The organism is Lysinibacillus sp. A1 (genome assembly GCF_000801965.1).
GTDB lineage: Bacteria > Bacillota > Bacilli > Bacillales_A > Planococcaceae > Lysinibacillus > Lysinibacillus fusiformis.
In genome coordinates, this window is sequence record NZ_JSZM01000040.1 from 1 (window position 1) to 21852 (window position 21852).

At 35.6% G+C, this 21852-nt stretch carries 30 protein-coding genes and 2 pseudogenes; 1 reads left to right on the forward strand and 31 read right to left on the reverse strand.

What is annotated here, in order from left to right; genetic code table 11:
- Window positions 1-17: 17 nt before the first annotated feature.
- The 31 genes and pseudogenes from PI85_RS21580 to PI85_RS21725 form a co-directional block, all read right to left on the reverse strand.
- Entirely contained in the window at window positions 18-293 is a 276-nt protein-coding gene (locus tag PI85_RS21580; protein ID WP_152607456.1) for a hypothetical protein, read from the reverse strand.
- A 26-nt stretch (window positions 294-319) separates the two neighbouring features.
- Window positions 320-673 (reverse strand): hypothetical protein, encoded by a 354-nt coding sequence (locus tag PI85_RS21585; protein ID WP_036126182.1) that lies wholly within the window; start codon window positions 671-673, stop codon window positions 320-322.
- The gene (locus tag PI85_RS21590; RefSeq protein ID WP_042737461.1) at window positions 673-1050 is read right to left on the reverse strand and encodes a Gp138 family membrane-puncturing spike protein; all 378 of its coding nucleotides are present in this window, start codon (window positions 1048-1050) and stop codon (window positions 673-675) included. The genes PI85_RS21585 and PI85_RS21590 overlap by 1 nt, the downstream gene beginning before the upstream one ends.
- Window positions 1047-1847: a hypothetical protein gene (locus PI85_RS21595; protein WP_036126184.1), complete on the reverse strand. Its 801-nt coding sequence runs from the start codon at window positions 1845-1847 to the stop codon at window positions 1047-1049. The genes PI85_RS21590 and PI85_RS21595 overlap by 4 nt, the downstream gene beginning before the upstream one ends.
- Window positions 1840-2163 (reverse strand): hypothetical protein, encoded by a 324-nt coding sequence (locus PI85_RS21600; protein WP_036126187.1) that lies wholly within the window; start codon window positions 2161-2163, stop codon window positions 1840-1842. Before PI85_RS21600 ends, PI85_RS21595 begins: the two co-directional genes overlap by 8 nt.
- Window positions 2164-2166: 3 nt before the next feature.
- Window positions 2167-2256, reverse strand: a pseudogene (locus tag PI85_RS25300) (LysM peptidoglycan-binding domain-containing protein); the annotation flags it as partial.
- A gap of 15 nt (window positions 2257-2271) precedes the next feature.
- Entirely contained in the window at window positions 2272-2763 is a 492-nt protein-coding gene (locus PI85_RS21605; protein WP_052323596.1) for a phage baseplate protein, read from the reverse strand.
- Between the two features lie 2 nt (window positions 2764-2765).
- Window positions 2766-3086, reverse strand: coding sequence for a hypothetical protein (locus PI85_RS21610; RefSeq protein ID WP_036126189.1), 321 nt, complete (start codon window positions 3084-3086; stop codon window positions 2766-2768).
- 120 nt (window positions 3087-3206) lie between these two features.
- On the reverse strand, window positions 3207-4640 hold the full coding sequence (locus tag PI85_RS24745) for a hypothetical protein (protein ID WP_036126191.1): 1434 nt from the start codon (window positions 4638-4640) through the stop codon (window positions 3207-3209).
- Window positions 4641-4743: 103 nt separating this feature from the next.
- The gene (locus PI85_RS21620) at window positions 4744-4968 is read right to left on the reverse strand and encodes a hypothetical protein (RefSeq protein WP_036126193.1); all 225 of its coding nucleotides are present in this window, start codon (window positions 4966-4968) and stop codon (window positions 4744-4746) included.
- A 178-nt stretch (window positions 4969-5146) separates the two neighbouring features.
- A complete protein-coding gene (locus PI85_RS21625; protein ID WP_036128002.1) occupies window positions 5147-5416 on the reverse strand; it encodes a hypothetical protein in 270 nt (89 codons plus the stop codon).
- A gap of 100 nt (window positions 5417-5516) precedes the next feature.
- Complete coding sequence (locus PI85_RS21630; RefSeq protein WP_036126196.1) at window positions 5517-5921, reverse strand: hypothetical protein; 405 nt, start codon at window positions 5919-5921, stop codon at window positions 5517-5519.
- A 12-nt stretch (window positions 5922-5933) separates the two neighbouring features.
- On the reverse strand, window positions 5934-6944 hold the full coding sequence (locus PI85_RS21635; protein ID WP_036126199.1) for a DUF3383 family protein: 1011 nt from the start codon (window positions 6942-6944) through the stop codon (window positions 5934-5936).
- Window positions 6944-7420, reverse strand: coding sequence for a hypothetical protein (locus PI85_RS23670; protein ID WP_052323598.1), 477 nt, complete (start codon window positions 7418-7420; stop codon window positions 6944-6946). Before PI85_RS23670 ends, PI85_RS21635 begins: the two co-directional genes overlap by 1 nt.
- Entirely contained in the window at window positions 7413-7775 is a 363-nt protein-coding gene (locus PI85_RS21645; RefSeq protein ID WP_036126202.1) for a hypothetical protein, read from the reverse strand. The genes PI85_RS23670 and PI85_RS21645 overlap by 8 nt, the downstream gene beginning before the upstream one ends.
- On the reverse strand, window positions 7775-8239 hold the full coding sequence (locus tag PI85_RS23675; protein ID WP_052323599.1) for a hypothetical protein: 465 nt from the start codon (window positions 8237-8239) through the stop codon (window positions 7775-7777). The genes PI85_RS21645 and PI85_RS23675 overlap by 1 nt, the downstream gene beginning before the upstream one ends.
- Window position 8240: 1 nt before the next feature.
- The gene (locus PI85_RS21655; RefSeq protein ID WP_036126205.1) at window positions 8241-8600 is read right to left on the reverse strand and encodes a DUF4054 domain-containing protein; all 360 of its coding nucleotides are present in this window, start codon (window positions 8598-8600) and stop codon (window positions 8241-8243) included.
- A gap of 11 nt (window positions 8601-8611) precedes the next feature.
- Window positions 8612-8923, reverse strand: coding sequence for a hypothetical protein (locus tag PI85_RS21660; protein WP_036126207.1), 312 nt, complete (start codon window positions 8921-8923; stop codon window positions 8612-8614).
- A 14-nt stretch (window positions 8924-8937) separates the two neighbouring features.
- A complete protein-coding gene (locus tag PI85_RS21665; protein ID WP_036126208.1) occupies window positions 8938-9843 on the reverse strand; it encodes a DUF2184 domain-containing protein in 906 nt (301 codons plus the stop codon).
- A 14-nt stretch (window positions 9844-9857) separates the two neighbouring features.
- Window positions 9858-10304 carry a DUF2190 family protein gene (locus PI85_RS21670; RefSeq protein WP_036126210.1) on the reverse strand — a complete coding sequence of 149 codons (447 nt, stop codon included), beginning with the start codon at window positions 10302-10304 and terminating at the stop codon, window positions 9858-9860.
- 11 nt (window positions 10305-10315) lie between these two features.
- A complete protein-coding gene (locus PI85_RS21675; protein ID WP_036126211.1) occupies window positions 10316-11395 on the reverse strand; it encodes a DUF2213 domain-containing protein in 1080 nt (359 codons plus the stop codon).
- Between the two features lie 43 nt (window positions 11396-11438).
- Window positions 11439-12227, reverse strand: a complete 789-nt coding sequence (locus tag PI85_RS21680) for an FRG domain-containing protein (protein WP_042737460.1) — start codon at window positions 12225-12227, stop codon at window positions 11439-11441.
- Between the two features lie 48 nt (window positions 12228-12275).
- Complete coding sequence (locus PI85_RS21685) at window positions 12276-13055, reverse strand: minor capsid protein (RefSeq protein ID WP_052323600.1); 780 nt, start codon at window positions 13053-13055, stop codon at window positions 12276-12278.
- Window positions 13048-14347 (reverse strand): annotated as a pseudogene (locus tag PI85_RS21690) (anti-CBASS protein Acb1 family protein). The gene PI85_RS21685 and the pseudogene PI85_RS21690 overlap by 8 nt, the downstream one beginning before the upstream one ends.
- A gap of 8 nt (window positions 14348-14355) precedes the next feature.
- Entirely contained in the window at window positions 14356-15645 is a 1290-nt protein-coding gene (locus tag PI85_RS21695; protein ID WP_042737459.1) for a PBSX family phage terminase large subunit, read from the reverse strand.
- Window positions 15645-16400: a hypothetical protein gene (locus PI85_RS21700; RefSeq protein ID WP_036126213.1), complete on the reverse strand. Its 756-nt coding sequence runs from the start codon at window positions 16398-16400 to the stop codon at window positions 15645-15647. Before PI85_RS21700 ends, PI85_RS21695 begins: the two co-directional genes overlap by 1 nt.
- A gap of 100 nt (window positions 16401-16500) precedes the next feature.
- Window positions 16501-17037 (reverse strand): hypothetical protein, encoded by a 537-nt coding sequence (locus tag PI85_RS21705; protein WP_036126215.1) that lies wholly within the window; start codon window positions 17035-17037, stop codon window positions 16501-16503.
- A 26-nt stretch (window positions 17038-17063) separates the two neighbouring features.
- Window positions 17064-17297: a hypothetical protein gene (locus PI85_RS21710; protein WP_036126217.1), complete on the reverse strand. Its 234-nt coding sequence runs from the start codon at window positions 17295-17297 to the stop codon at window positions 17064-17066.
- Between the two features lie 205 nt (window positions 17298-17502).
- Window positions 17503-18360, reverse strand: a complete 858-nt coding sequence (locus tag PI85_RS21715; RefSeq protein ID WP_036126219.1) for a DUF456 domain-containing protein — start codon at window positions 18358-18360, stop codon at window positions 17503-17505.
- 173 nt (window positions 18361-18533) lie between these two features.
- Complete coding sequence (locus tag PI85_RS21720) at window positions 18534-19103, reverse strand: hypothetical protein (protein ID WP_036126222.1); 570 nt, start codon at window positions 19101-19103, stop codon at window positions 18534-18536.
- A 525-nt stretch (window positions 19104-19628) separates the two neighbouring features.
- The gene (locus PI85_RS21725) at window positions 19629-20666 is read right to left on the reverse strand and encodes a macro domain-containing protein (RefSeq protein ID WP_052323601.1); all 1038 of its coding nucleotides are present in this window, start codon (window positions 20664-20666) and stop codon (window positions 19629-19631) included.
- 90 nt (window positions 20667-20756) lie between these two features.
- On the opposite strand from PI85_RS21725, the gene PI85_RS21730 reads away from it, so the two are divergent.
- On the forward strand, window positions 20757-21755 hold the full coding sequence (locus PI85_RS21730; protein WP_036126224.1) for a DarT ssDNA thymidine ADP-ribosyltransferase family protein: 999 nt from the start codon (window positions 20757-20759) through the stop codon (window positions 21753-21755).
- Window positions 21756-21852: the final 97 nt, after the last annotated feature.

Sequence of the window (21852 nt, forward strand, 5' to 3'; positions counted from 1 at the left end):
AACTTTTTGGGGTCACTTCAGAAGTGGTTTGGTGTGCCTATTATTTCTATTTGCCCATAAGAAAAGTCGGCTAAATTACGCGTGATACCTGCATATGGTAAAAGCATATCTAACTGGACACCTTCAGCAGTCTTTCGATATGCACTGTGGTAAACATCTTCTGTGTCTTGCCATAACAATGAGAAAAACCACGCCATAATGCGAATGATAATACCCAAAAATGACCGTTCTGTAGTATTAGCATCAGCACCAAATTTCTTTCGCCTTCGCAGACATACTATCAACCAGGTCACTGTACGATTTACGCTTAAAACCATTTTTATCCAACGCCACCTACAGCCACCTCCTCATTAATAATAGTTCCGTCTAAAAGAGTTATGGAAAAAACAACTGTCCTAACTCTATTAACATCTTTAATTTCGACACTTTCAATATCTTTAACCCGTTCTTCTTGCGAAAGAACACGTATAACTTCAGCCCTAGCTTTATCTTTAGTTGACTTCTCTAAAACTCGTTTGAAATCAAGACCAGATTCTTCATTAAGAAACCATTCTTTTATATTTGTACCAAGTGATATAGCTAGACATTGAGCTACTTCTTTTTCACCTTCAGCTAATTTGAAGTCGCCATTTTCAAAAACCAAATCGCCATCTAATAAAGCTAGTGTTTTCACTAAAACACCCCCACTATTACAGCGTCTTGAACATCAAACATACGAGCCGTTCCTGGATATACATTGTTTCCTTTCACGGCCTCGTCTATCGCTCGTTGACAAAATACAGCTAGAACTGTATCTGTTGGTTCTATAAAAGGCTCATAATTTTGAGGTTCACTACCATTAACACGATATTTCTGAAATAAAACAGGTACATTTTCAATAGGAGCTAGTTTTGATGGCTCCTCACCTGTTTCTTTTACCATAAAAAGAGGTTCAATTTTTGCCAAACGTTTTGTTTCGTCATATGCCAATACTTTGCAAGGCATGGCTGTGTTTAAATTTACGAATACACCTTGTTGTAAAGCTCGAAAAAATTCAGTGGCATTCGTCATATTATCCCCTCCACTTCTGTATAAAATGAACTACCTTTGCAAATGTGTTTACCCTTTTTGACGCGTACAGTGCTTTTTGTAACAATTGATTGTAGTTGAATAATTGCCCCTGTATTCATTCTGTGTTGAAGTAGAGATTTGGCTTTATAGCCTTTCATCACTTTGCCTTTACGTTCATTTTCAAAGTATTCTGGTGATCCAACAAGTCCAGTATCTGGACTGAGTATAAATCGATGGTTATCACCTTCAGTAATTGGTCTGATATAAGTTTGTTGCCTTGAGATATAAGCAGAAGCCCCACAGTCATTGGCAATGTCTTGTATTTTTTTAAAGATTTCTCCACTAACAGAGAATCCTTTTTCATACACCTTATTTTTAGGTAATTTCAAAACAGCTACTTTTAAGCCTAATGCTTTTGTTAAATCTCTTATAATTACATCAGCTTTTATTTTCCCTTTATATGAGCGTTTGAGGGTCTTTTTGCTGTTGAATGGATAAGTGTCCAATACCTTAATTACCGTTGCACGGTCAGCCCCTAATGGTGTTGTACTAATACTATTGATACGTCCACTAAGTATTAAACCCTTATCTTCAACATATCCAGCGTTAATCGTTATAACCTCTCCACGTTTTATTTTGTTCCTTGTTGATTCTGATAGATTATAAATCGTGATCTCGCTGATGTTCGGCTCAAGATCATCATCAAAAGGTACATCAAATTCAATATCTAAATCGGTATTATTAAACTTTAGATTTCCTGTTACAACCTCAATGTAACGCTTAAATAATTTACTCATTGTCATTCACCAACTTTAAGAATACTGTTTCATTTAGGTTCGCAAAGGATACTCTTGTCTCTTTTCCTGATGTATCTAGAGGGATAATTGTTGGTGCTGGAAAACGGCCATCAAATACTTCGCTAAACAAAGGAGTAGCATATATAAGTTTCTCACCATACACCAATACTTCATCACCCTTTTGTAAATCCAACGTGAAATAGTCATGCAGTTTGTTATATCTAATTTCTATCAAAAATAATTCAGCGCCAAATTCCATTTCAAAACGATAGGGAATGAGCACTTTTTCGATTTCTATATATTCAAAGTCTAACATTTATTACACCACCCTTAATTTAGCACCGAGAGGGATTTTCTTTGGATCATAACTATTCCATTTCTGGATATCCTGCCACTTAGTACCGTACTTTTGACCAAGTGAACCTTAGGTATCACCTTTTTTAACTACATGATAAACAGGCGACTGTTTTTTGTTTGTAGTCTGTTTGCGACCTGCCTCTTTGGATGGAGCAGTAACTGCTTTTACTTTCGGGTCCACATAAGATGATTGGGCAATGCGAACTTCTGTTAATGTACAACTGAAATTATAGCCATTCATCACTTTAGAACTAGCTTTAATAGACAAACCATGCATGAGCATATTTTTGTATATACGGCGCCCTACGTAAGTAAGTAGTTGCCCTTTATACTCAAAGCTCTTTAATTTGTTGACTAATGTTTCAACTCGCTCGTTAGTGGGGCGTACCAAGAGACCAGATAACTTTACAACCACAGGTTTTCGTTCAACATGATCAGATAAATCTATCCCTTTCTCAACCTTATGAGTAGGTATATCAACATCAAAATCAGCATCTTCACTAGTTACATGTATTAAATAGCCACTTAATCGCGCTTTACCAACTAATTCTTCCGCCAATATTAGCCCTCCCTTGATGCAGGCATAACACTTAATAAATCACCGAATAACTCTTCAAGTGCATCTTTAATGCTGTATGCAGTTTCCTGAGGGCTTTCACTGCCTTGCACGATAATTTGGATAGGTGCTGACACTTTAGAGCTATTAGACGTATTGCTAACCGTCTCTGTAGCTGAGTAATCCCTTGCAGGTTCAAACTGAGTAGCCTGATCTAAATTAATTTCAGGATCTGTACCATTACCTTGTAAAATACCTCTATCACGTAATTTATCTGCTTCATCTGCTGGCAAAACAGCTTCGTTCTTGTGTAGTAAAGCTGGCATTTCATCATAAGGAACTCGTCCTAAACCGATTTCGAATCCTGGTAAGAAGCTTGTTACCTTAGAAACTACTCCACTAATCTTCTCACCAACATTGAAGTTTTTGATTGCTTCTCCAACTGCTCAAAGTTTATTTATCACCCACTCTACTGCATCAGCAATTGCATTAAAGGATTTAGATATAGCATTAAGAATAGGTTTTAATATTGCCCATGAACCTTCAATCGCATTCACGGCCAAAGGGAACAATGGAACAATCACTTCATTTACTAAAAATTTAATAACTGAAGTAATTCCTTCGAATAAAGAACCGAGTATTCTTAATACTGGTGAAATGATATCTATCGCAACGCTAATCACTTCCTGTGCAACTGGGAATAGGGGAACAATCACGTTTTCGATTAAGCCAGTTACAATCCCCTTTAATGTCTCAAAAATATTTATAGTACCCTTAACAATTCTGCCAATGTACTCCATGGCCGTTCCTACGTATTCTTGAGCTTTTGGCATTAAAGGAACTACTACATTTTCTATAAAATTCGTTAATACTGATTTTGCTAAGTCAAAACCTTCTCTAAAGCTTTGCATATACCGTTCTATAGATTCTGCTACATCCGACGGTACACCTAGGTTCTCCCATATGTCAGCAACTTCTCCGGTGTCATAAAAAACGGACATGATACTGTTATAAACAGCCATAACCACGTCTTTTATCATAAAAATGTTAGTAACATACGCTTCTATCCCATCAGCAACCCAAGCGGGCACTCCGAGTTTTTGCCACAAGTCTGATACTTCTCCAGTATCGTATACCAATGACATAATCGTGTTATATACAGTTGAAATTACATCCTTCAAACCTGCCAATTTATTGAAACCGGCCGAAACAAATTCCATAAATGGTCCTGGATCTACATTACTGATAACTTCACTCGCTTTAGTCAATACAGCAACTGCTTGATCAAGTATTGGAGAACCAAGTTTTATTAAGAATCCATCCCATGCAGACTTTAAATTTCCAAGTTGGTTTTCCCAACTGTCGGATTCCCTCGCTGCCTGCCCTATAGCACCAGAAAGTTTATTCCCATCCTCAACCATTGCAAGCAAGGTTAATTGCTTTTGTGCCTCAGATAACTTAATAAACGACTTTCCATATAATTCAGTAGCTTTGGTATTACGAGTGGTTTCTGTTGCTGAGATACCAAGCGCGGCATCGTTTTCAAAGTTACCTTTCAAGAACGATTGAAGATTCTCGGTAACATCTTCGATAGAACGGTCATAAAAGGCTGCACTATCTGCTGCCGCTAAAGTGGCTCGCTCAGTTAATTTCAACGCTTCGGCTGTATCTACACCTGTAGTTTTCGCAAAGGCTGCCATTTGAATGTAACTGCCTTTCAAACGGTTAGGAAGGATACCTGTTTCTGTTGCAATTTTATCAAGTGCTTTTGTTGCAGCATCTTCCATGCCTGCAAACACTTGTTCAAATTGCGAGGCCATTGCTTTGGCAGTTGCTGCACTTTCTAAAGCACTTACCCCTATTTCAACTATTTTGTCCACTGCTATATAGGCACCAATTGCAGCACCTAAACCAACTACAGCACCTCTTAATTTACCAAAAGCACCTTCTGCTTCATTTGCGCTTCTTTCGACATCATTTATGCTATCTCCAAATTCTGTTTAACTCACGGTCCACATCATTAATGTGATTTCCTAAATCATCAAAATCATCTACTAAACTGTCTACATCGTTTTCCATGCTATTAAAACCACTAAAATCCATGTGGGTTATAGCCGATATAACTTGGTCAATTCTTCTGTCTAAATCAGCTAAAGGGCCATCGTCAATATCCATGCCAATTTCAACAAATAGATCACGTATACTCACAATTCAACCCCCTTTTTGCGCATTTTTTCGTTCGATATATACGTCCATTGCAGCATTGAATTCATGTAGTTCATCTGGTGTCATAGTTTCAGCTCGCTCAAAACTTAAAAAGCGCTCCATAACAGGGCGCCAGAAAAACCAATTTTCTTCAACTTGTTCTTTATAGACTTCATAAGGTTTACACGTCTTGAAAGAGGAACTGCGCTGCCGCCTTCATAACTTCAGATAATCCGCCATTTTCCTCAAAGTAATCCCAATTCACACGACCGCCATCGCCAGTAAAAACGACATGTTCCATGAACTCGCTATAAAGTAGTTCTGATGATGTTCCTGTTTCAGTTTTTGCACGATCCCGCATTCGAAATGATTCTCGTAATCCAGGGTGTTGAAATACATATTTTTGTCCCTTTTGAGTTGTAAACTCCATTTGTTCGCCTTTTTTAGCCATCGCTTTTCGCTCCATTTCTTTTCGTTTTAATTGTTTTGTGATATGTCCTTTTTTCATTGCAAATTAAAAGAGTGAGCTCAGGGCTCACTCTCCTTTCGTTTTATTTAACTGAGTAGTCAAATACTTTGATTGTGTAAACACGGTTAGCTACAGACTTACCATGATCAATGTCAGGCACCTTTGTAACCATCGCCTTTGTTCCACCAACAACCTCTTTGATTTCGTTATTACTGTTCACCCAGATAGGGAACATCGTACGTTCGTTTGCTAGTTTGTTTAATGTTGTTATAGATGGTGATGTTTGATTCAATGTGATTTCAATTGTGCCCAATTGATCTCCATTAATTGATACAACTGCATCACCTTGAGCTGAAGAACTAGCCTCAAAGTTATCGTTATCCTTAGAGCACTTAACCATCGTGCCGTCTGCATAACCTGTGATAAACGTACTATTCACTGTTGTAGTAACTTTTCGTGCATCATATGTGCCAATATGTCCAGTCATCTAAGAACCTCCTTATGCAGATATTTCACCTTTGATTTTAGCTTCATGAATGGCTCCTTCTAGTTCGAAACTAAATGACAAACCATCATATTTTCGAGTTGCACGATCTGACGCTGAAACTTCTGCTCTTTTTTTAGTTTTGATTGTATATAAATATTGATTAGCTTCATCAGTAGCGATAATACCATTCTGACCAGCTACTTCTAACACAGTGCGTACAGCGTCTTCTATTTGAGCTATACCAGCGTCAGAATAGGCAATTTTAGAATTTGTTGCAAATAAACGTTGCACCTGCTGTTCAATATTGATTTTCACCCAATCCTTACCGTGCATGACATCGATATATTCCCCACTGATTACCTTACCTTCAGAAGTTTGATCAATGCCGGCCTTAGTAACATAGGCAATACCGCCGTTTCTGTGAATTTCCTCAAGTTGAACAGGCGTAATATCTTGAGGTGTAGCAAATTTCAACGTTTTAAATTTCCAAGTTACAGATCCGACAGGCTTTGAACCAACTTGTCCTATGAGTGCAGCATGAAGGAACTCAGATATTTTATTGTGTTGAATAACAAATGTACGATCATACTTACCTACTTTTAATGTTTCTAAATCGGTTGCACTATCAACCACATGAGTAGCAATCTTTAATTCTTTTTCCTCAACTACATCGCTAATTTCTTTATAGTCTGTAACTGCTCCTGTATCTAACATCACGAAATACCAATCATTATAAAAATATTTTTCTAGGACCGATACGGGCGTGATAGGGGTCTCTGCTGATGGGCTATAAGTCGCTATTGCAACTTTGGCAGGTCTACTATCACCCTGATTGAAAATTTGTTTCGCAATTTTATAACCATCCGATTCTTCTCCAATTGCTGTTTTGATATCTTCTAGATCATCAAATTCTTTGTAAAAACTTGCTCCATCTTTTTTCACTAAAATTAACGGTGTACCTAAGCCGGTCAGTGATGACGGCTTACTAATGTCAATCGTGACTGTGACGTCTTGTAATGGCATTAAATCTCCTCCTTCATTTCAACACTTTCAATGACATCGATTTCAAACGTTTCTCTACCTCTTACTCGCAAACGAACATCAAATCCAACACGACGTTCATAATCGACCGTTAAAAAAACATCATGGTTGTTTGCATTAAGCACTTCAACAACTGTGATGTTTGCGTCTGATAGATCAATTGTGGCTTTACCTAAAAAGTAACCTCTAGCCTTATTTGAGTAATTCTCTGCATCTTCAATTTTCTCAGCATTACATGTGATTGATAAAACAATCTCTATATCTTGTTCAATAGTCATTAGGTTATCATCGACTGATTCAGTTACATTCCCCATACTGATTGCAGGTGAAATACTTTTGATAGAGAAAAAGGGGTACGGAAGTTGTTTCCCCATTCCTTCCGCTTGAATTACTTCGATTTTCGTGTAATTAGAGAGTCCGTTTTGTGTAGGTATCCATATATCATCGTATTTATACATTGGTCCCTCCTTGTGCATTTTCTCTATGCCTCATGAGATATATGTGAACATCTGTATACTCAGTCAGGTCCTTAAACGCCTGAATTGTGTAAGTAGCACCTTTATACCTCACTTTGGTGTCTATTTTAATAGGCTCTACAACGTATAATTTCTTTTCTTTAACTGTATACAAGCCACTTTCAATGTACTTTAAATCATCATTATTCAGTGGCAATACAATACCTGTCATTGGAACTTCTTTAGATTTACCTGAAACCCATTTCCCATTAATGTATTTTCCCTCTTGATCTATTAAAGCAGTGAAAGGAACACTATTTTGCTCAATAACTTCTTTAAAAATCATTAAATCAGGCATTATTTACGCACCACCCTATAAGTTATTCGCATACGCAAGCCTCCTGTATCAATCAGTGGATTGCTGGAACCTTTTTTAGCAATAGTAGCAGGAGCGTTCGGTGGAGCATCTAAATCAGTGATATTTTCTTGAATATCACCAACCATTCGAGCGCCTAAACGATTAAAAAGCGTTTGTACATCCATTTGTAGTGCAAGAACGTGCTTAAGTTGATTTTTAAAAAAGCTCGTCCATTCCTCATTTTTTTCGTCGAAAGTGGTTCTTAAAAATGAACGTTCAGGAATTGAAAATGAACCTTTCCCGCGTTGAATCGTTGCTCCGAACTCATGAACACTTGCAACCATTACATATTCATCACTCCCAAATATGCCCACTTCGACAGAGTAGTTTTTAAGTTCTTTCAACACGTCTTTTAAACGACTAATGTTATTCGTGTCCGTAAACCTCACGTTGATTCTAGCCATCTTAAAGCACCACCAAATTAATTGACTTTTTGGGCTTTAACTGCTCTTCTAACTCTTCTAAAATACGTTGATATTCTTGCCCATATTTTGTCGCTAGCATGCCAATATTCTTGTTTGGCTCGCTATATTGGCGCTCGATAACGTCAACTTTCTCACGAATTACTGTTTGGTCTTTTGTTACACTTAAAACAGCTAAGTGAGCAGCAAAATAACGAGCTAAACGCTCTTGGTATAACTCTGGAACAGACAAAGAGGACACTTCAAGTGAAGCATCCTCAATGTACATTGTTAGTCGTTCATCAGTGATTAGAGTGAATTCATCACTTAGCATACGTATACGCTCAATTGACGTTAACAACATGTGTATCTCTCCTATTTTTCGGGATTTTTCAATTCTTCAATGCGCTTATCGATGGCATCAAGGACAGTTTTACGGTCCTCGTCACCCTTCAATTCCTCAAGCATGTCAATGTCAAACGCATCTTCAACCATTGCAATTGCATCCTTTGCAGATGGTCTTGTTTTCTCACTGTCATAGACAAACTCTCCTATATCATTAAGATGTTTCATCAGTGGGTGAGTAAGAAAATGTTCAATTTCCTTTTCATCAACATTATTTGTACCAGGATTAAGTGTTAAATCATTTGCTGTATATGAGTGATTACCTTTATTTTGTACTAACATTGATTAAGCCCCCTTTAAATTCCGTCCGCACGGCAAATAGCCATTGGATATCGAATGATTAAGCCTGTTGTACGCTCTTCGAAAGGTACTTTCGTATTCGGGAATGCGTACTCTTGTGGATGACGTGTAATATCCAATGGAATGCCAAGTTCCACAACATCAGGTGATGAATCAAGGACAATAAAACACTCTGAACCTGCTAACCCTTTCTTAGCAAGATCATTTACTGTTTCAATACGTTTAAACCAGTTTTGAGATTTAATGTACTCCAACACCGATTGTTGAGTGTATTCATTAAACGTTTTTTCTAACTCCTCATTTGAGTCTGGCGTTAACAACAATGTATCAGCTTCATGTCCATTTAATTTGTTAACTAAATTTTTCGCTTTTCGGATATCAGCAACGATTTCTTTACCAGCCTTGTCCTTCCATTTGGTAGATGTGCCCGCCTCGTTTTGTGGAGTTGCATATACTTGAATACCCACCGCATCTGTTAATCCTTTAATGCCGTGTGTTTTATCACCAGAAAAAGCGACTTGATTTTCCTTTTCTGCAATTGCCTTACGTACTGTATCTGCTTTTGTTACATCAATTGGGCGTCCTGCCATTTGAGCCTCACGTACTTCCTGTACGCTGATATTAAAAGCAGCAGCAATGGAATAGATTTTAACTGTTTCTTCTGTTAAATCTGCATCTACTAAAGGTACATCAGTTGCACCAGGAGCGAGGATTTTAGCAGCCCCTGAACGTGTTAATACATCGTAGCTATACGTTTTTGCCCCTGCTGGAATATCAGTTTTTACAGTAAAAATAGATCGTGCCTTTAATTCTGATGCGTGTGGTTCATACACACGCTTATCAATTGCGTTTAAGTCTTGTGGGCGGATTAAAGCATCTCCGCGATATGATTGAATTGTCATGTAAAGTTTCCCCCTTAAGGTAAGTTAATTTCGATTTCGACTAATTGATTTGCTGCAGCGTTAGCTTTAAACACAGCACCATTGATGGCTACTGCCCCATCTACCGTAAATTTTTGAGTTGTAGGATCTACTTTAACAGCTTGGCCATTGATTACGTCGCCACCAGCCATAACAAAGATACGTCCACGTTTTACAATCGCTGCTGGTTCGCCTACTGGATAGTTTTGATCGTCTTTCTTTTCTACCCAATCATGGATATTTTGTGCTAATGCGATACCAATTACGGTACCACCTGTAGCAATTGGTTTAATCGCGGTGCCTGTGGCATTAAGTTGTACTGCTGCACCAAAAGGTACTTTTGCTTCTACTGCGTAAGTGTCTGCTGTGTAGTCTTGGTAACTTGATAACTGACCGGCTTTCCCTGCTGGTTGCATATAATCAGGATAATTAGTAATAGGCATGTAAATTCCTCCTATGAACGCATGTTCAAGCGTTTATTTTTTAGTTCTTCTAAATCTTTGTTTCCGCTAGTATCACCAGTGTAAGCACTATTAGTTCCTGTGCTTGAGAAACCGTTTGATTGTACTTGCTCAACAGTTGCATCAAAAAAGGCGTTGATATAGTCGTCTGACTTACCATCACCTTTAAATTCTGCCTTTGCAGTTGATATAACAGCCTCTTTAATCTCTCGCTCTGATTTACCTGTAAAATCAAATGAATCGCCTAGAATAGGCTGTGACGCATTAATTAAAGCTACTCTTTCTTCTACTTTCTTATCTAATTCATCAGCAGAAAGAGATTTTTCTTTTAAGCTAGCAATCTCTTGATCTTTTGCTTTTAATGTCACATCTAATGCATCAAGGCGCCCTTGCAGCGCATCTGCACTATCACCTTTCACCTTCGCTGTTTCCTCTTTTGCTTTTAATGCATCGATATAAGCTTTTACTGCTGGGTCTACCTCATACTCTGTACCTTCAATTTTGATTTTTGCCATCTTAGTGTTTCCTCCTTCTTTTTCATCAATTTGCCATGCGTCTGAGTCAGAACGTATAGCAACTTCAGGGCCTGCACGACCTTTTTCTACGATTGCAATGTGATTAATTTCAACATTACGCTGAACATATTCGTACTGATCACCGTTATATGTTCCACTTTCTGCAACAACATCCGATAAGAAACCGATACTGATTTCATTGTAACCCTCATGAATTTTTTCAATAAGTGTTTTATCCGTCACAGTCAATGAGATATAGAGTTTGAAGTCCTCCACACGCGAATCTGTGTGACTCATACCTTTCGCATAGGTTTGATAATTATCAATAGTTACTGGTTCATTTGGGTGACCATCTGTTACAGGTTTGGATCGTGCAGAATAAATAGTACGGTCACTAAAAATATCCTCAGGTAGTTTGGCCTCCATTTGAACTGTGCCATCTTGTCGTTGATACGGAAAAACACCAGGACGGGTAATCGGTACGTTTACCGTTAAATACCCTTCTGGTGTTTCCATGTAGTCTTTTATATAAGATGTGTCGTAGCGTTGTAGTTTCAATGTTTCACCTCCTCTCTATAACCAAATTCAGTCTAAAAAAGATTTACCACCGATAAGCTTCTCTTGGGTTTACATGAAAACTATTTGCCGAAGAAAACCCATCAAGATCTGGAAATAAAGTTTCTTTTCTTATATCAAATGTTTCAATTAATACTTTCCTAGACTGCTTTTTCAACTCTGGTGAAATTGCAATAAAAACATTTTCACCTTCTGTTGGAATTTTCAAACTACCCATATTACTCTTAGATTTATCGCTATATAAAAAAAGCCCATGTTGTGCAGCAATTCTTTTAGAAACAATAGGTGCTTCAATAAGAAGTGGGTGATCATATAAGCTTAAATCTTGCGTTGCTGAATCATAATCCCTTTGATCTTCGTCTAATATTTCCTCCATTCCTCCAAGTTGATTAGTATCTAAACCTAACAACAGTCCGTAATCTTGACTCATATTATTAACACAAAACCATAAAGCAATTAAACTGTTTTTTGAAAAATCAACCAATCTAGTAGCTGCGCCGTGATGTTGTAATTTCGCTAGAAGTTCCATATCGCTAAGTATAATCCCATCTTCATTACCATAGCCTTTATGACGTGCCCTTTTGAGTAATGAACTCTCATAATGGACAATATCACCTTCTTTTATATTTTTATTCCTCAATAACAACCTTCGATATGCACCACTGTCAATTCTCCAATCAATATTAGATTGACCTCGCCATAGTTTAATAGATCGCTTATTATCATAACTCCCACCAATCAATAGCTCAAATAGCTCAAATATATTCTCAGGTTCGTCTAACTGCCCAAATATTGGACTTTCAAATTTTTTCATAAAATCCTCCCTTTATTACAAGGGATATTTTAACATATAAACAAATATTTAATCATCATTAAAAACAGGAATCGCAACACATCTACAACGATAATCCTCACCAGGCAATACCTCCCTACCATTTACCGTGGGTGGATCATCATATGAAAATACCTTACCGCTAAGCTCCTTATGCGATTTTCTCACACGTTCATCAGAAGCATCATACCAAGTGAATTTTTCAATTCCGATATTCTGATGGCGTTGAGCTGTCATTTGTCCTAAGATGGTACCTGCTTGATCAACAGCAATAAACTGCGCCTTATTCTTAGAAATTTCGACTTCTTCCACAAGCTGCTCACGTATTTGTTTAATCGAGCGCCCTTCATTCACACCATCACGAACAACATTCTCAACACTAGTGAAATAATCTTCATGGATAGTTTTGATATAGCCTACATTTTCTGAAATTTTTGTTTGCAGGAAATCCTTTAACCATGGTTCTGTAGCTACAAGGTCTATCCCCTTTACCTTCATTTGTTGCTCAAGGTTATGACGATTAAAGCGATTGATGTTCTTTACGAAAGTTGATGCTGGGAGTTCACTTCGCGTAGTCGAGAAAATCTCACTCGCTTTACTCTTCAGGGAATGAAAAATTTTCTTGAGGCCGTCTAGTATGCCGTCTTCAACGAAACAGGCATCTTGTCTTCTAGTTAGTTGGGGCACAATGTGCTTTTCGAATAACTTTAAGGTTTCAGCTCCAAGTGCTGTAATCATCTTTTCTATCGCTCGGCTATAACTAACAGTTGCAGCATCTGGGAAACGAGTTATTGGCACTTTTTTAGCCATTTGCACCACTCCAACCTTTATATACGCTGTTTGCTAACTCTCTTAGATCAGCTTCATCTCCACTAAATTTAAGAGTATCTGATAAACCAAACTGACCAAAACGTGCCTCTCGGAGTTCATCAGCTGTAATAATGTTATTAAGTAAGTAAATCCGTATTTCAGCATCTGTTTTAGCATCCACATTCCATAACGGATTAAATTGTATCTCCCATTCTAGTGTTTCAGGATCAATCCGTCCCCCAAGCTCTTTCTCAGCCATCAACAGCATACGAATGAGCTTTTCTAAATGAGGCTTCATTTCGTTCTCTTGGTCTGCTACGATGCGAGAATAATAGTTCATTACATCATACTGCGCGCCAGTTATGGTACCTGACTCTTGCCCTTTAATAACTGTTTTAGGCATTCGTGCAGCACCAGAAAGTAAATCCCAAACGAAATCTAGTAAATCCTTAATACCTGATACTGATGTTCCTTGTTTTGTTAAGTCCTCATCATTCGCAATCATTGCAAGCGCCTCAGTCCTAAACATGAAATCCATAATCATGGAAAGTTGCTGCTTATCTTGAGTCGATAGATTTTCGATATCTTTTGATTTGTACACTTTAAAAGTGAAATCATGAAGGATTTGACCAACTGACCAAACAGACGTATCAAAAACCGTCAGAATGTCGTATAACGGCTCTAAGAGTGATCGTCCTGGTGCTTCCCCCTCGAATCGCCTTGTCTGGCTATGGAGCAATCTAGAAACGTGTACAGATGATTCTGTTGTTTGTGTATGCAATCCATGACTAGATGCTCGATTAATACGTAATTGTTCCAGTTGCCCGTATTTAATATCAAATACATCTTCATTAATCAGGAATTCATTTACCTTTAAAGAGCTGAAAGCATGCAAATAATCCACTGAATACAGATTATTTGTTTTCAACTCTTCACTTAATTCGAATTTAGAGGCTTGTGTCACTCCCAAACTAATAAAACCATCTCCACGAAGACGGTCATAAGTGAGCATTTCTTTAAATGCTTAGATCAGCAAGCTTACTCATAATGTTGCGTGCTAGTTCCTCATCTTTCATCTTCAATGTGAACCAATTACGTGTCATATCCTCTGCAGGAATATCAATGATATTCTGAACGATACGACTATCGCCGTATAAGTTCGTGATTTCATCATGCGATAATTTACGCCCTACACCAGCAATTTGTCTGGTTAGTTTATCTTTTTGATTTGCCTTACCATTACCCTGCATGAAATCCTCTTTATATTGCTTTGCTTGGTCAATTGTTTTCATCGTTTCACCTACTTTCCTAATAAGTTTTTATAGCGATCAATTGGATTCTTTAAGTCTGATACTTCATAATCATCAAGCGCATACCATATAGCACTCAATGTATGCGGATCAATACTAAACTCATCTGGTATAACCTCGTCATTCTTGTTTTTCTTGTACGTCAGTGTCTGTAACTCAAAAACTGTGTTCTCGCATTGATTTGAGCAGAATATCTTTTTGAATCGTTTTATTTTTTTAGTGTATTGTAAGCGCGAACCTTTGAACTTCTTAGCCGCAACCATATTGAAACCTTGCTGCCAAAAGTATTCAATAGTTTTAGGTTCTGCACTATCTGCTCTAATGCGTTCTTTTGATTCTTTGAACTCCGCGATATCAATAGCTGTTTTATCATCTGTCATCTTGTTCTTGTAGTACTCTGAGTAGATGTATAAATGTTTTCTTTGCTTATCTATTGCCACACGAATCAAAGCATTGTACGAATCTTCAAACCCAAAGTCCATTCCAACTCGGAATGTAAGGAAAGGACGATTACTTTCAATAAACTCCATCACTTCTTCATGCGGTTTCACTTCGAATTGGGGTAACACCTTCACACCATTGATACCAAAACGCCCCAAACGAGCCACACGATATAAATCTGGGTCATATTCCTTCAACTCATCAAGTTGTGCAATATAACTTTCAGGCAAAAATAAATTATCATCAGCAGTAGAGTGATGATAATACGTGTCGTTCTTTATAATTGTTTTTTGCTCATACAGAAGCTCGTCATCTAAAACTAATCGCTTGTTCAAGTCATCTTTAAAGAAATGTTTGTATGACCAGTTATCAGTGCCTATCGGATTAGTGGATAGAATCATGTGCAGTTTTAAAGTCGGGTGGCGTAAACGACCAAGTAACTCTTTAAAACCCGCATATTTGATTTCTGAGCACTCTTCTAACCATACAATCGATATGTTATTAATCGACTTTAATTTTTGCGGCTTATCCATCCCTTTAAAGATAATCTTCGAGCCGTTTGGAAACCTGATTTGCATAGGTGACGATAAACATTTCACTCGACCGTCCAACCCTAAATCGATGACTATCTCCTCTAACAAAGAAAATGTTGAATCCCTATGAGTGTCATATACTTCACGAACAACTAATGCTGTCCGTCTTTCTTGTAACAACTTCAAAATCAGTTTTAATGCCACATGGTATGACTTACTGGAACCATAGCCACCTACAAGAAACTGAAACTTAGTTGACCAATCGAAAAGGAAATCGTCAAAACGAGGATTAATCTCTTTCTCCACTAATCCTCACCCTTTCGTTTGATGACAATTTCCATAGGTCCATCATCTTTCTTATCAAGTTTTTCGATTTCAGCCTTAGTCTTATCAATGTTCAACTTCATTTGCTCGAGTTTAAGCCTACGTTCATCATCCTCTGTTGTAAGGTCCATAAACTGTTTAACCAAGTTTCGGTGTTCAGCGAATGCCCTTGTTTGAGCTTTGATATAGGTCTCATAACGTTCGTGAGCATAGATGACTTTAAATGTTTCGCCACTACCACCCTCGCCAGATGAATAACCACTTGTTTCTTTCAAATGGTCTAATGAGTCTTCAACCCACATAATCTTTTGAGCACGGATGATAGCCGAGAAGCTTAACTCGATTTGTAGCCAAAGCTGGTCAACCACATTGAAGTCCTGCAAAGCCTCCATGATTTCTACTTGTTCATCGAATAAGAACTTACTTCGCAAGCCATGAATCATAGCAGCCCTGTTCCGTTTGGTGAATTGATTCTGCGGATTAGGATTGCCACTTCTCTTCACTCTGCCATCCTTCTTAGGTGGTTCATCTTGATGGATTTCATCAGTATCAGGTTCGGTTGCATCCTTACCAGAAATAGTTGCAACTTTCTTAGTTTTGGTTGCATCCTTAGACCATTTCTCACGGCTCTTACGACTCTTCAATGTCCCTAGCTTTATGTCATGCTTTTCAGCAAGACCAGCAAGCGTAATCTTCGTGGTTTCCCACTCATATTTTATTTTATCCCAATTAGCCATGTATCATAAACACCACCTCCACCATTTACTTTGTAATCACTTACATTGCTAAGTTTTCTTAGGCATAAAAAAAAGCACCTCACGGGTACTTTTCTAATTTTTAATTAATATATACATAATCAAAATAATGTTCGTTACTGTCGTTCTTAAAATCTAGCTTTATTAGGATGTTAGCTTCATTACTATCCTTACCTAACTTCACTGAAGCAAAATCATAAATGTTAACAGGATATTTTTCTAAAAATTGTTCAGCTATAATTAAACCTTCATTTATCGCTTCATCTTGAGTAAGTTTCCCTCCTGGAACAGTGTTATAGAAGTGTTTTGTTACAAAAAAGCTAATGATTTGATCCTTTTTTAATCTATTAACCTTTGTTATCGAGCGATCAGATAAACGTTCTTTATCACAAATAATTGGTTTTAAAAATAGTCTGAAAGCAGTGAATTGCATAATTTCTGGCATTTCGGGTTCAAATAGATCAATATATGAGCTAGGCTTATCTAATATCGCTTTTTCTAGATTAGCATATTCTTCTCTTGAAAACTGTGTAGGATATGAATCTTTAGAAGTTACAATCAATAAAACATGCCTTTTTCCTGTTCCATCAAGTTTCTCTAAATAGTTTGTAATTGACATTCATAGCCCTCCAATACAAGTAATTTTTACATCTTTGTTTTCTTATTAATCTCTTCGTTATGATCTACTTTTACTGCATATAATTCAGCAATCATTTCCTTAGAAGTAGGAGTATGAACAACTAGTTCAACCTTGTACCAATCTCCATCAACCTTTGTTACTAGGTATTCACCTTCAACCGGGACTCTTTTGAACTGATAATATTCATTAACATAATTAAAATCATTTTTGTCATGAAGATGTACAAATACAGTTTCCATTAAAATCACCCCCTCACCCCTATCATAAACCAGAAGATGAAATATATGTAATAACTTTTTGCTCACAAAACCACAATACTATTCATTGTAGTAATCTACCAATGCTTGTTTTTTGCATTTAATTTACGTTCAATCAATGACATCACCCCATTATGCTAATTGCTTTTTAAAATAAATAAACTTCCAAAAAGGAAGTTTAAAACATTTATTTCAAATGCTCTAATAATGTAATTAGATTCTTAGAGTATAGTTCTAATAGGTTATTAAAATCATTATCTTTATTGTTATTATAATTATTCAAAATTTCTTCGAATTCATCGTTGAAATTATTAGAATTCACAAAATTATACATTTCACTAATATTTCTTTCATGTTTCTTTTTAAATTCCAATACCTCATCAATACCTACATTCAAATGAAGTATCCTCACATTTAACTCTGCTAGTTTCTCTATTATATTAGTTTTAATTCGAGTTTCTTCACGCTTAAGTCTATCTACCTCTTCCATTCTCTCAAAGATTTTAGGTTCCATTCTCTGTAATAATTCTTGAGGATCTCCTTGCTCTATTAACATTGTTTTTAAATCTGACATTCCATCGAAGTCTTTTCTAGCATGACTAATAGATAGAATCAAATTCACTCGATGAGTTATTATGCCTCTTAACTCAATTAAAAGTTCGATTATTTTTTCATTTTGTCCAATTAAAAACGAAAAATAATATCTCTCTCTTTCCTTCTTATCATTAAGGTCAGCTGCCATTTGAACATCATTTTTTTGTTGTTCTAATAACTCCTGATGTTGTTTATTTTGATTACTTATTAAAAAGTGGGTTGTCGAAATTACTGCAAACATACCAACAATACCACCTAAAAAGCTCCCCCAAAAACTTATCCAACTGCCAGCTAAACTACTATCATTATTTCCTACACTGCCTATGACCCATTTATTCACTGTAAATGGAATGACAAATGAAATAACAAAAAGTACTCCAAATGATAGGATCGCTGAAAAAATTAAAACTTTAAAATAGGGTATTTTTATCTTATCTTGTTTTGATTCCAATTTGTAACCTCTCCTCTCACTTCATAATAGAGTAAAACGTATATACAAAACCTCAATAATTTTTTGATATTAGATTTCACTCTCAAAAGCTAGTATCGACAAATCAAAGGGGAGGAAACTGCTCGATACTCACTTTTCAGGGCAAAATAAAAACATCCCGATGGATGTTGGTATTATTTATCTATTATTTTCAATTTGTTATTAATTCCCTGATTTATTCTTTCTTCAATGTCCCTTAAACCACTAATTAATTTGACTACTGCATGTTCTTCTATTTCATCATTATGATAAATCAACTCCATCATATAATCTACCATGTTTTTATAACTAATTAGTTCAGAATATATTGTAAGGCTTCCTCGTTGTGCGTAATCAAATAATTGTTTTTCTGTTGAAAATTTTTTATACACTTTTCTAATTAATGATTCAGTATCAATACGATTTTCATAAACTTCAAACAAAAGATCTACTTTTAAATCTTCAATTTCTCTTAACAAAGGATTTAAAAACATTAATTCATCTCTTAATCTTCTTTTAGTTTCAATTAATTGATTAGCTTCAATTGTTCTTATAACTCCTATTAATGTAATTGATCCTCCAATAATTGCGCCAACAAATGCTATAATTGCAGCGACTATAGTATCCTTCCAGTCATAGAATTCAATCATTACCCAACCAGTAATCAGTAACACTAATAAACTAGTCCATATTAAAATTGCCCATTCAAAAATTTCTTTTTTCATCTATATCACCCATTGACAATGATACGATTAAAAGAAATTTATTGGAACATTTTTCTACAAATTCTATTTCACTCTCAAAACAACACCAAACTCCGCACTATCGGTTACTAGTACATGCCAGCGCTCCTCGGTATCTAATGTTCCTGAAATACTTGGTCACCCGTAAACTAGTCCATGTTATTTGTATGGCTGTTTGATGTAGTTTTCAAAGCAAAAGAAAAAGCCTCCATCCTAAGATGAAAGCTCGAATAAATAGTCCAGAGATCACTTTTGACATCGTGGTAATCTCTTAAAAAATATGGGCCGGCCATGTATGTCATGCTCCGAAAAAGTTTTCGAAGCGCGGGTCGGTCGTCGGTCTGTCTTTCCCTAATATTTAGGTTTTTATAAATACCAATAGAGGAAAACCTTACCGCACCAACCTACCTCCAAGTTTACACTCTATATTGCTTAAAATGATACGTTTGGAACATTTGGAACATCCGTCACATTTGGCACCTACGTAAGATTTAAACACTTAAATTTTCACAAGTCTAATTTAAGATTTGTAGTGTGAATTGATATTTTAATAATTCTATTAATAGCTTTATTAATTAATTTATCCTCTACATTTAAATCGGAGCTACATTTTAACCAATCATGAACTTTATTCAACAGATTCTCTTCTGATACACCCTCATTAAATTTAAACCAATGTACTACACAAAGTAACATTAATTCAGTTGGGCTTTCAAAACCTTTAATTAGCTCTTTTACTTCTAAATAATCTTTATCTTGTAGCACTTCTGTTTTTTTCGGAAAGTTTATTGTATTAACTTTAATAGGTGTTGAATTTTTGGATGTATTGTTTTTCTGTGGGCTAATATAATATCCATTCAAACTAAGCAAAATAGAATTAATATCTTTACAATATGGCCCAACTGATGAAAGTGAAAAATCAAGGTTTAATTTTGGATCTACATATGTCAGTAAATAACTTAATAGGTTTACTTCTTTGTATGTTATTAAACTACTAGTTGAACTTTTATTATAATCATTCATTAAAAGTAGCAACTTTTTCCTAGTTGTTGTAAGTCTAGGTTTCTTTAATTTTGTATTTACTGTTGGTGTTGGCTCAATGACCGTCACTCTAATATCATTTAAGTGTTCTAGTTTCTTCTTAATTAAAGGTTTTACAATATCCCAATCAAGATTTCCATTACCACATCCTAATGCAGGCATTAAAATGGATTTAATTTTTTTTTCTCTGATTATTTCAACTAAATCATCTAATCCTTGTTCAATATATTCAATTTTCGAAGGATTTCTCCAATGTAATTTGGTAGGAAAATTAATAATAAATTTAGTATTTAAATCATCCATTAAAGGGAAAACCAGACTTTTACCAATTATTAATTCTTTAGACTGACAGGCTTTTTTATAAGCTATAAAATTTTCAGGATACCTTTTTTTAAATTCAAGAGCTATTCCTTTTCCCATTACGCCTACACAATTAACTGTATTTATAATAGCCTCAAAATTATTTATTTCATTAAAAAAATTAGCTTTTCTGAATTCAATCATTTTAAATGAACTCCTTATATGGATATTAATTACTTGGTTGTGATAACATGGTATCATATATCAACATAGGTAATTAGGGGTGATTTTTACATGAGTAGTACTATTTTAACATACGAACAAATTATAAATAGCGATCTTGTTACTAAATTTTTACCTTATAATTGTGAATGGTGGAAAGATTATATTTATCATTTTAGCGATATACAAAATATTGTAAATATATTGGAATCTGGTTATTTGTATAGTCGAAATATGGCAATTCTATTAGACCTTATGAGAAATAATAATGCAAGTGAACCTGTTATGAATGGTACTAGTAATGATATAAAAGATTTTGTAAGATTTTACTTTCGTCCATTAACACCCACACAGTTTCGTAATGAAGGTATAAGAGCAAAAGACGAAATTCATATTGACCATCAAGCACATTGTCCTATTCCAGTATTCTTATTATTTGATAGCATAAAAATGCTAGAAAGAAAAGATTCACATTTCACATATGAAGGATTGGCAAGTAATAATGTTGAAATATATAATACAATTGAAGATTTTATACAAGCACCATTTAAGTATATCTATCATAAAGGGTCTTACAATCCAGAAACGGAAGGCTTCATAAAAAAAAATCGTCAAGCTGAGTTAATTATCCCTAATCAATGTGATTTAAAGGATTTAAATTACATTGTATGTCGTACTATCGCAGAAAAGGAAACGCTTATAGATTTACTTTCACCTGCTACATTTTCTAAATACAAGGACAAAATTGTAGTCATTAAAAATTTTGCACTACAAAATATGTTTATTAAAAAACACTTAATAATAGAGTCAGTTGAGCTTACACTTGAAAAATTAAATATAAAGATTTTTAATCCGAATGAATATCAAAGGCACATAAAAATTTTAATACACACACTATCCAATGAAATAATCATTACAGGTGAAACTTATGGTTTTGAATTTAATCAAAATGAAATAAATCTCGAACACTTCTCCAAAGATAAACTAAAGCATATACCTGTAGCTAAGATTTGTATTTATATTGATGATAATCTTGTTTATAGTAGTAGTAGAAAAATAGTTGCAGAATAAATTTGACGAAGTTTTATCTGCAATCTGTTTTATTTTGAAACCCCCTTTTTGTTTTTTGCAAAACTAAAGGGGGATTTTTATTATAAAAGATATGAAC

What these genes read in the sequence shown, in the direction of transcription:
- PI85_RS21590 (WP_042737461.1), bottom strand. Translation starts at nt 1,050, where the DNA reads ATGACGAATGCCACTGAATTTTTTCGAGCTTTACAACAAGGTGTATTC.
- PI85_RS21595 (WP_036126184.1), bottom strand. Translation starts at nt 1,847, where the DNA reads ATGAGTAAATTATTTAAGCGTTACATTGAGGTTGTAACAGGAAATCTA.
- PI85_RS21600 (WP_036126187.1), bottom strand. Translation starts at nt 2,163, where the DNA reads ATGTTAGACTTTGAATATATAGAAATCGAAAAAGTGCTCATTCCCTAT.
- PI85_RS21610 (WP_036126189.1), bottom strand. Translation starts at nt 3,086, where the DNA reads ATGCCAGCTTTACTACACAAGAACGAAGCTGTTTTGCCAGCAGATGAA.
- PI85_RS21625 (WP_036128002.1), bottom strand. Translation starts at nt 5,416, where the DNA reads ATGGCTAAAAAAGGCGAACAAATGGAGTTTACAACTCAAAAGGGACAA.
- PI85_RS21630 (WP_036126196.1), bottom strand. Translation starts at nt 5,921, where the DNA reads ATGACTGGACATATTGGCACATATGATGCACGAAAAGTTACTACAACA.
- PI85_RS21635 (WP_036126199.1), bottom strand. Translation starts at nt 6,944, where the DNA reads ATGCCATTACAAGACGTCACAGTCACGATTGACATTAGTAAGCCGTCA.
- PI85_RS23670 (WP_052323598.1), bottom strand. Translation starts at nt 7,420, where the DNA reads ATGTATAAATACGATGATATATGGATACCTACACAAAACGGACTCTCT.
- PI85_RS21645 (WP_036126202.1), bottom strand. Translation starts at nt 7,775, where the DNA reads ATGCCTGATTTAATGATTTTTAAAGAAGTTATTGAGCAAAATAGTGTT.
- PI85_RS23675 (WP_052323599.1), bottom strand. Translation starts at nt 8,239, where the DNA reads ATGGCTAGAATCAACGTGAGGTTTACGGACACGAATAACATTAGTCGT.
- PI85_RS21655 (WP_036126205.1), bottom strand. Translation starts at nt 8,600, where the DNA reads ATGTTGTTAACGTCAATTGAGCGTATACGTATGCTAAGTGATGAATTC.
- PI85_RS21660 (WP_036126207.1), bottom strand. Translation starts at nt 8,923, where the DNA reads ATGTTAGTACAAAATAAAGGTAATCACTCATATACAGCAAATGATTTA.
- PI85_RS21665 (WP_036126208.1), bottom strand. Translation starts at nt 9,843, where the DNA reads ATGACAATTCAATCATATCGCGGAGATGCTTTAATCCGCCCACAAGAC.
- PI85_RS21670 (WP_036126210.1), bottom strand. Translation starts at nt 10,304, where the DNA reads ATGCCTATTACTAATTATCCTGATTATATGCAACCAGCAGGGAAAGCC.
- PI85_RS21680 (WP_042737460.1), bottom strand. Translation starts at nt 12,227, where the DNA reads ATGAAAAAATTTGAAAGTCCAATATTTGGGCAGTTAGACGAACCTGAG.
- PI85_RS21685 (WP_052323600.1), bottom strand. Translation starts at nt 13,055, where the DNA reads ATGGCTAAAAAAGTGCCAATAACTCGTTTCCCAGATGCTGCAACTGTT.
- PI85_RS21700 (WP_036126213.1), bottom strand. Translation starts at nt 16,400, where the DNA reads ATGGCTAATTGGGATAAAATAAAATATGAGTGGGAAACCACGAAGATT.
- PI85_RS21705 (WP_036126215.1), bottom strand. Translation starts at nt 17,037, where the DNA reads ATGTCAATTACAAACTATTTAGAGAAACTTGATGGAACAGGAAAAAGG.
- PI85_RS21710 (WP_036126217.1), bottom strand. Translation starts at nt 17,297, where the DNA reads ATGGAAACTGTATTTGTACATCTTCATGACAAAAATGATTTTAATTAT.
- PI85_RS21720 (WP_036126222.1), bottom strand. Translation starts at nt 19,103, where the DNA reads ATGAAAAAAGAAATTTTTGAATGGGCAATTTTAATATGGACTAGTTTA.
- PI85_RS21725 (WP_052323601.1), bottom strand. Translation starts at nt 20,666, where the DNA reads ATGATTGAATTCAGAAAAGCTAATTTTTTTAATGAAATAAATAATTTT.
- PI85_RS21730 (WP_036126224.1), top strand. Translation starts at nt 20,757, where the DNA reads ATGAGTAGTACTATTTTAACATACGAACAAATTATAAATAGCGATCTT.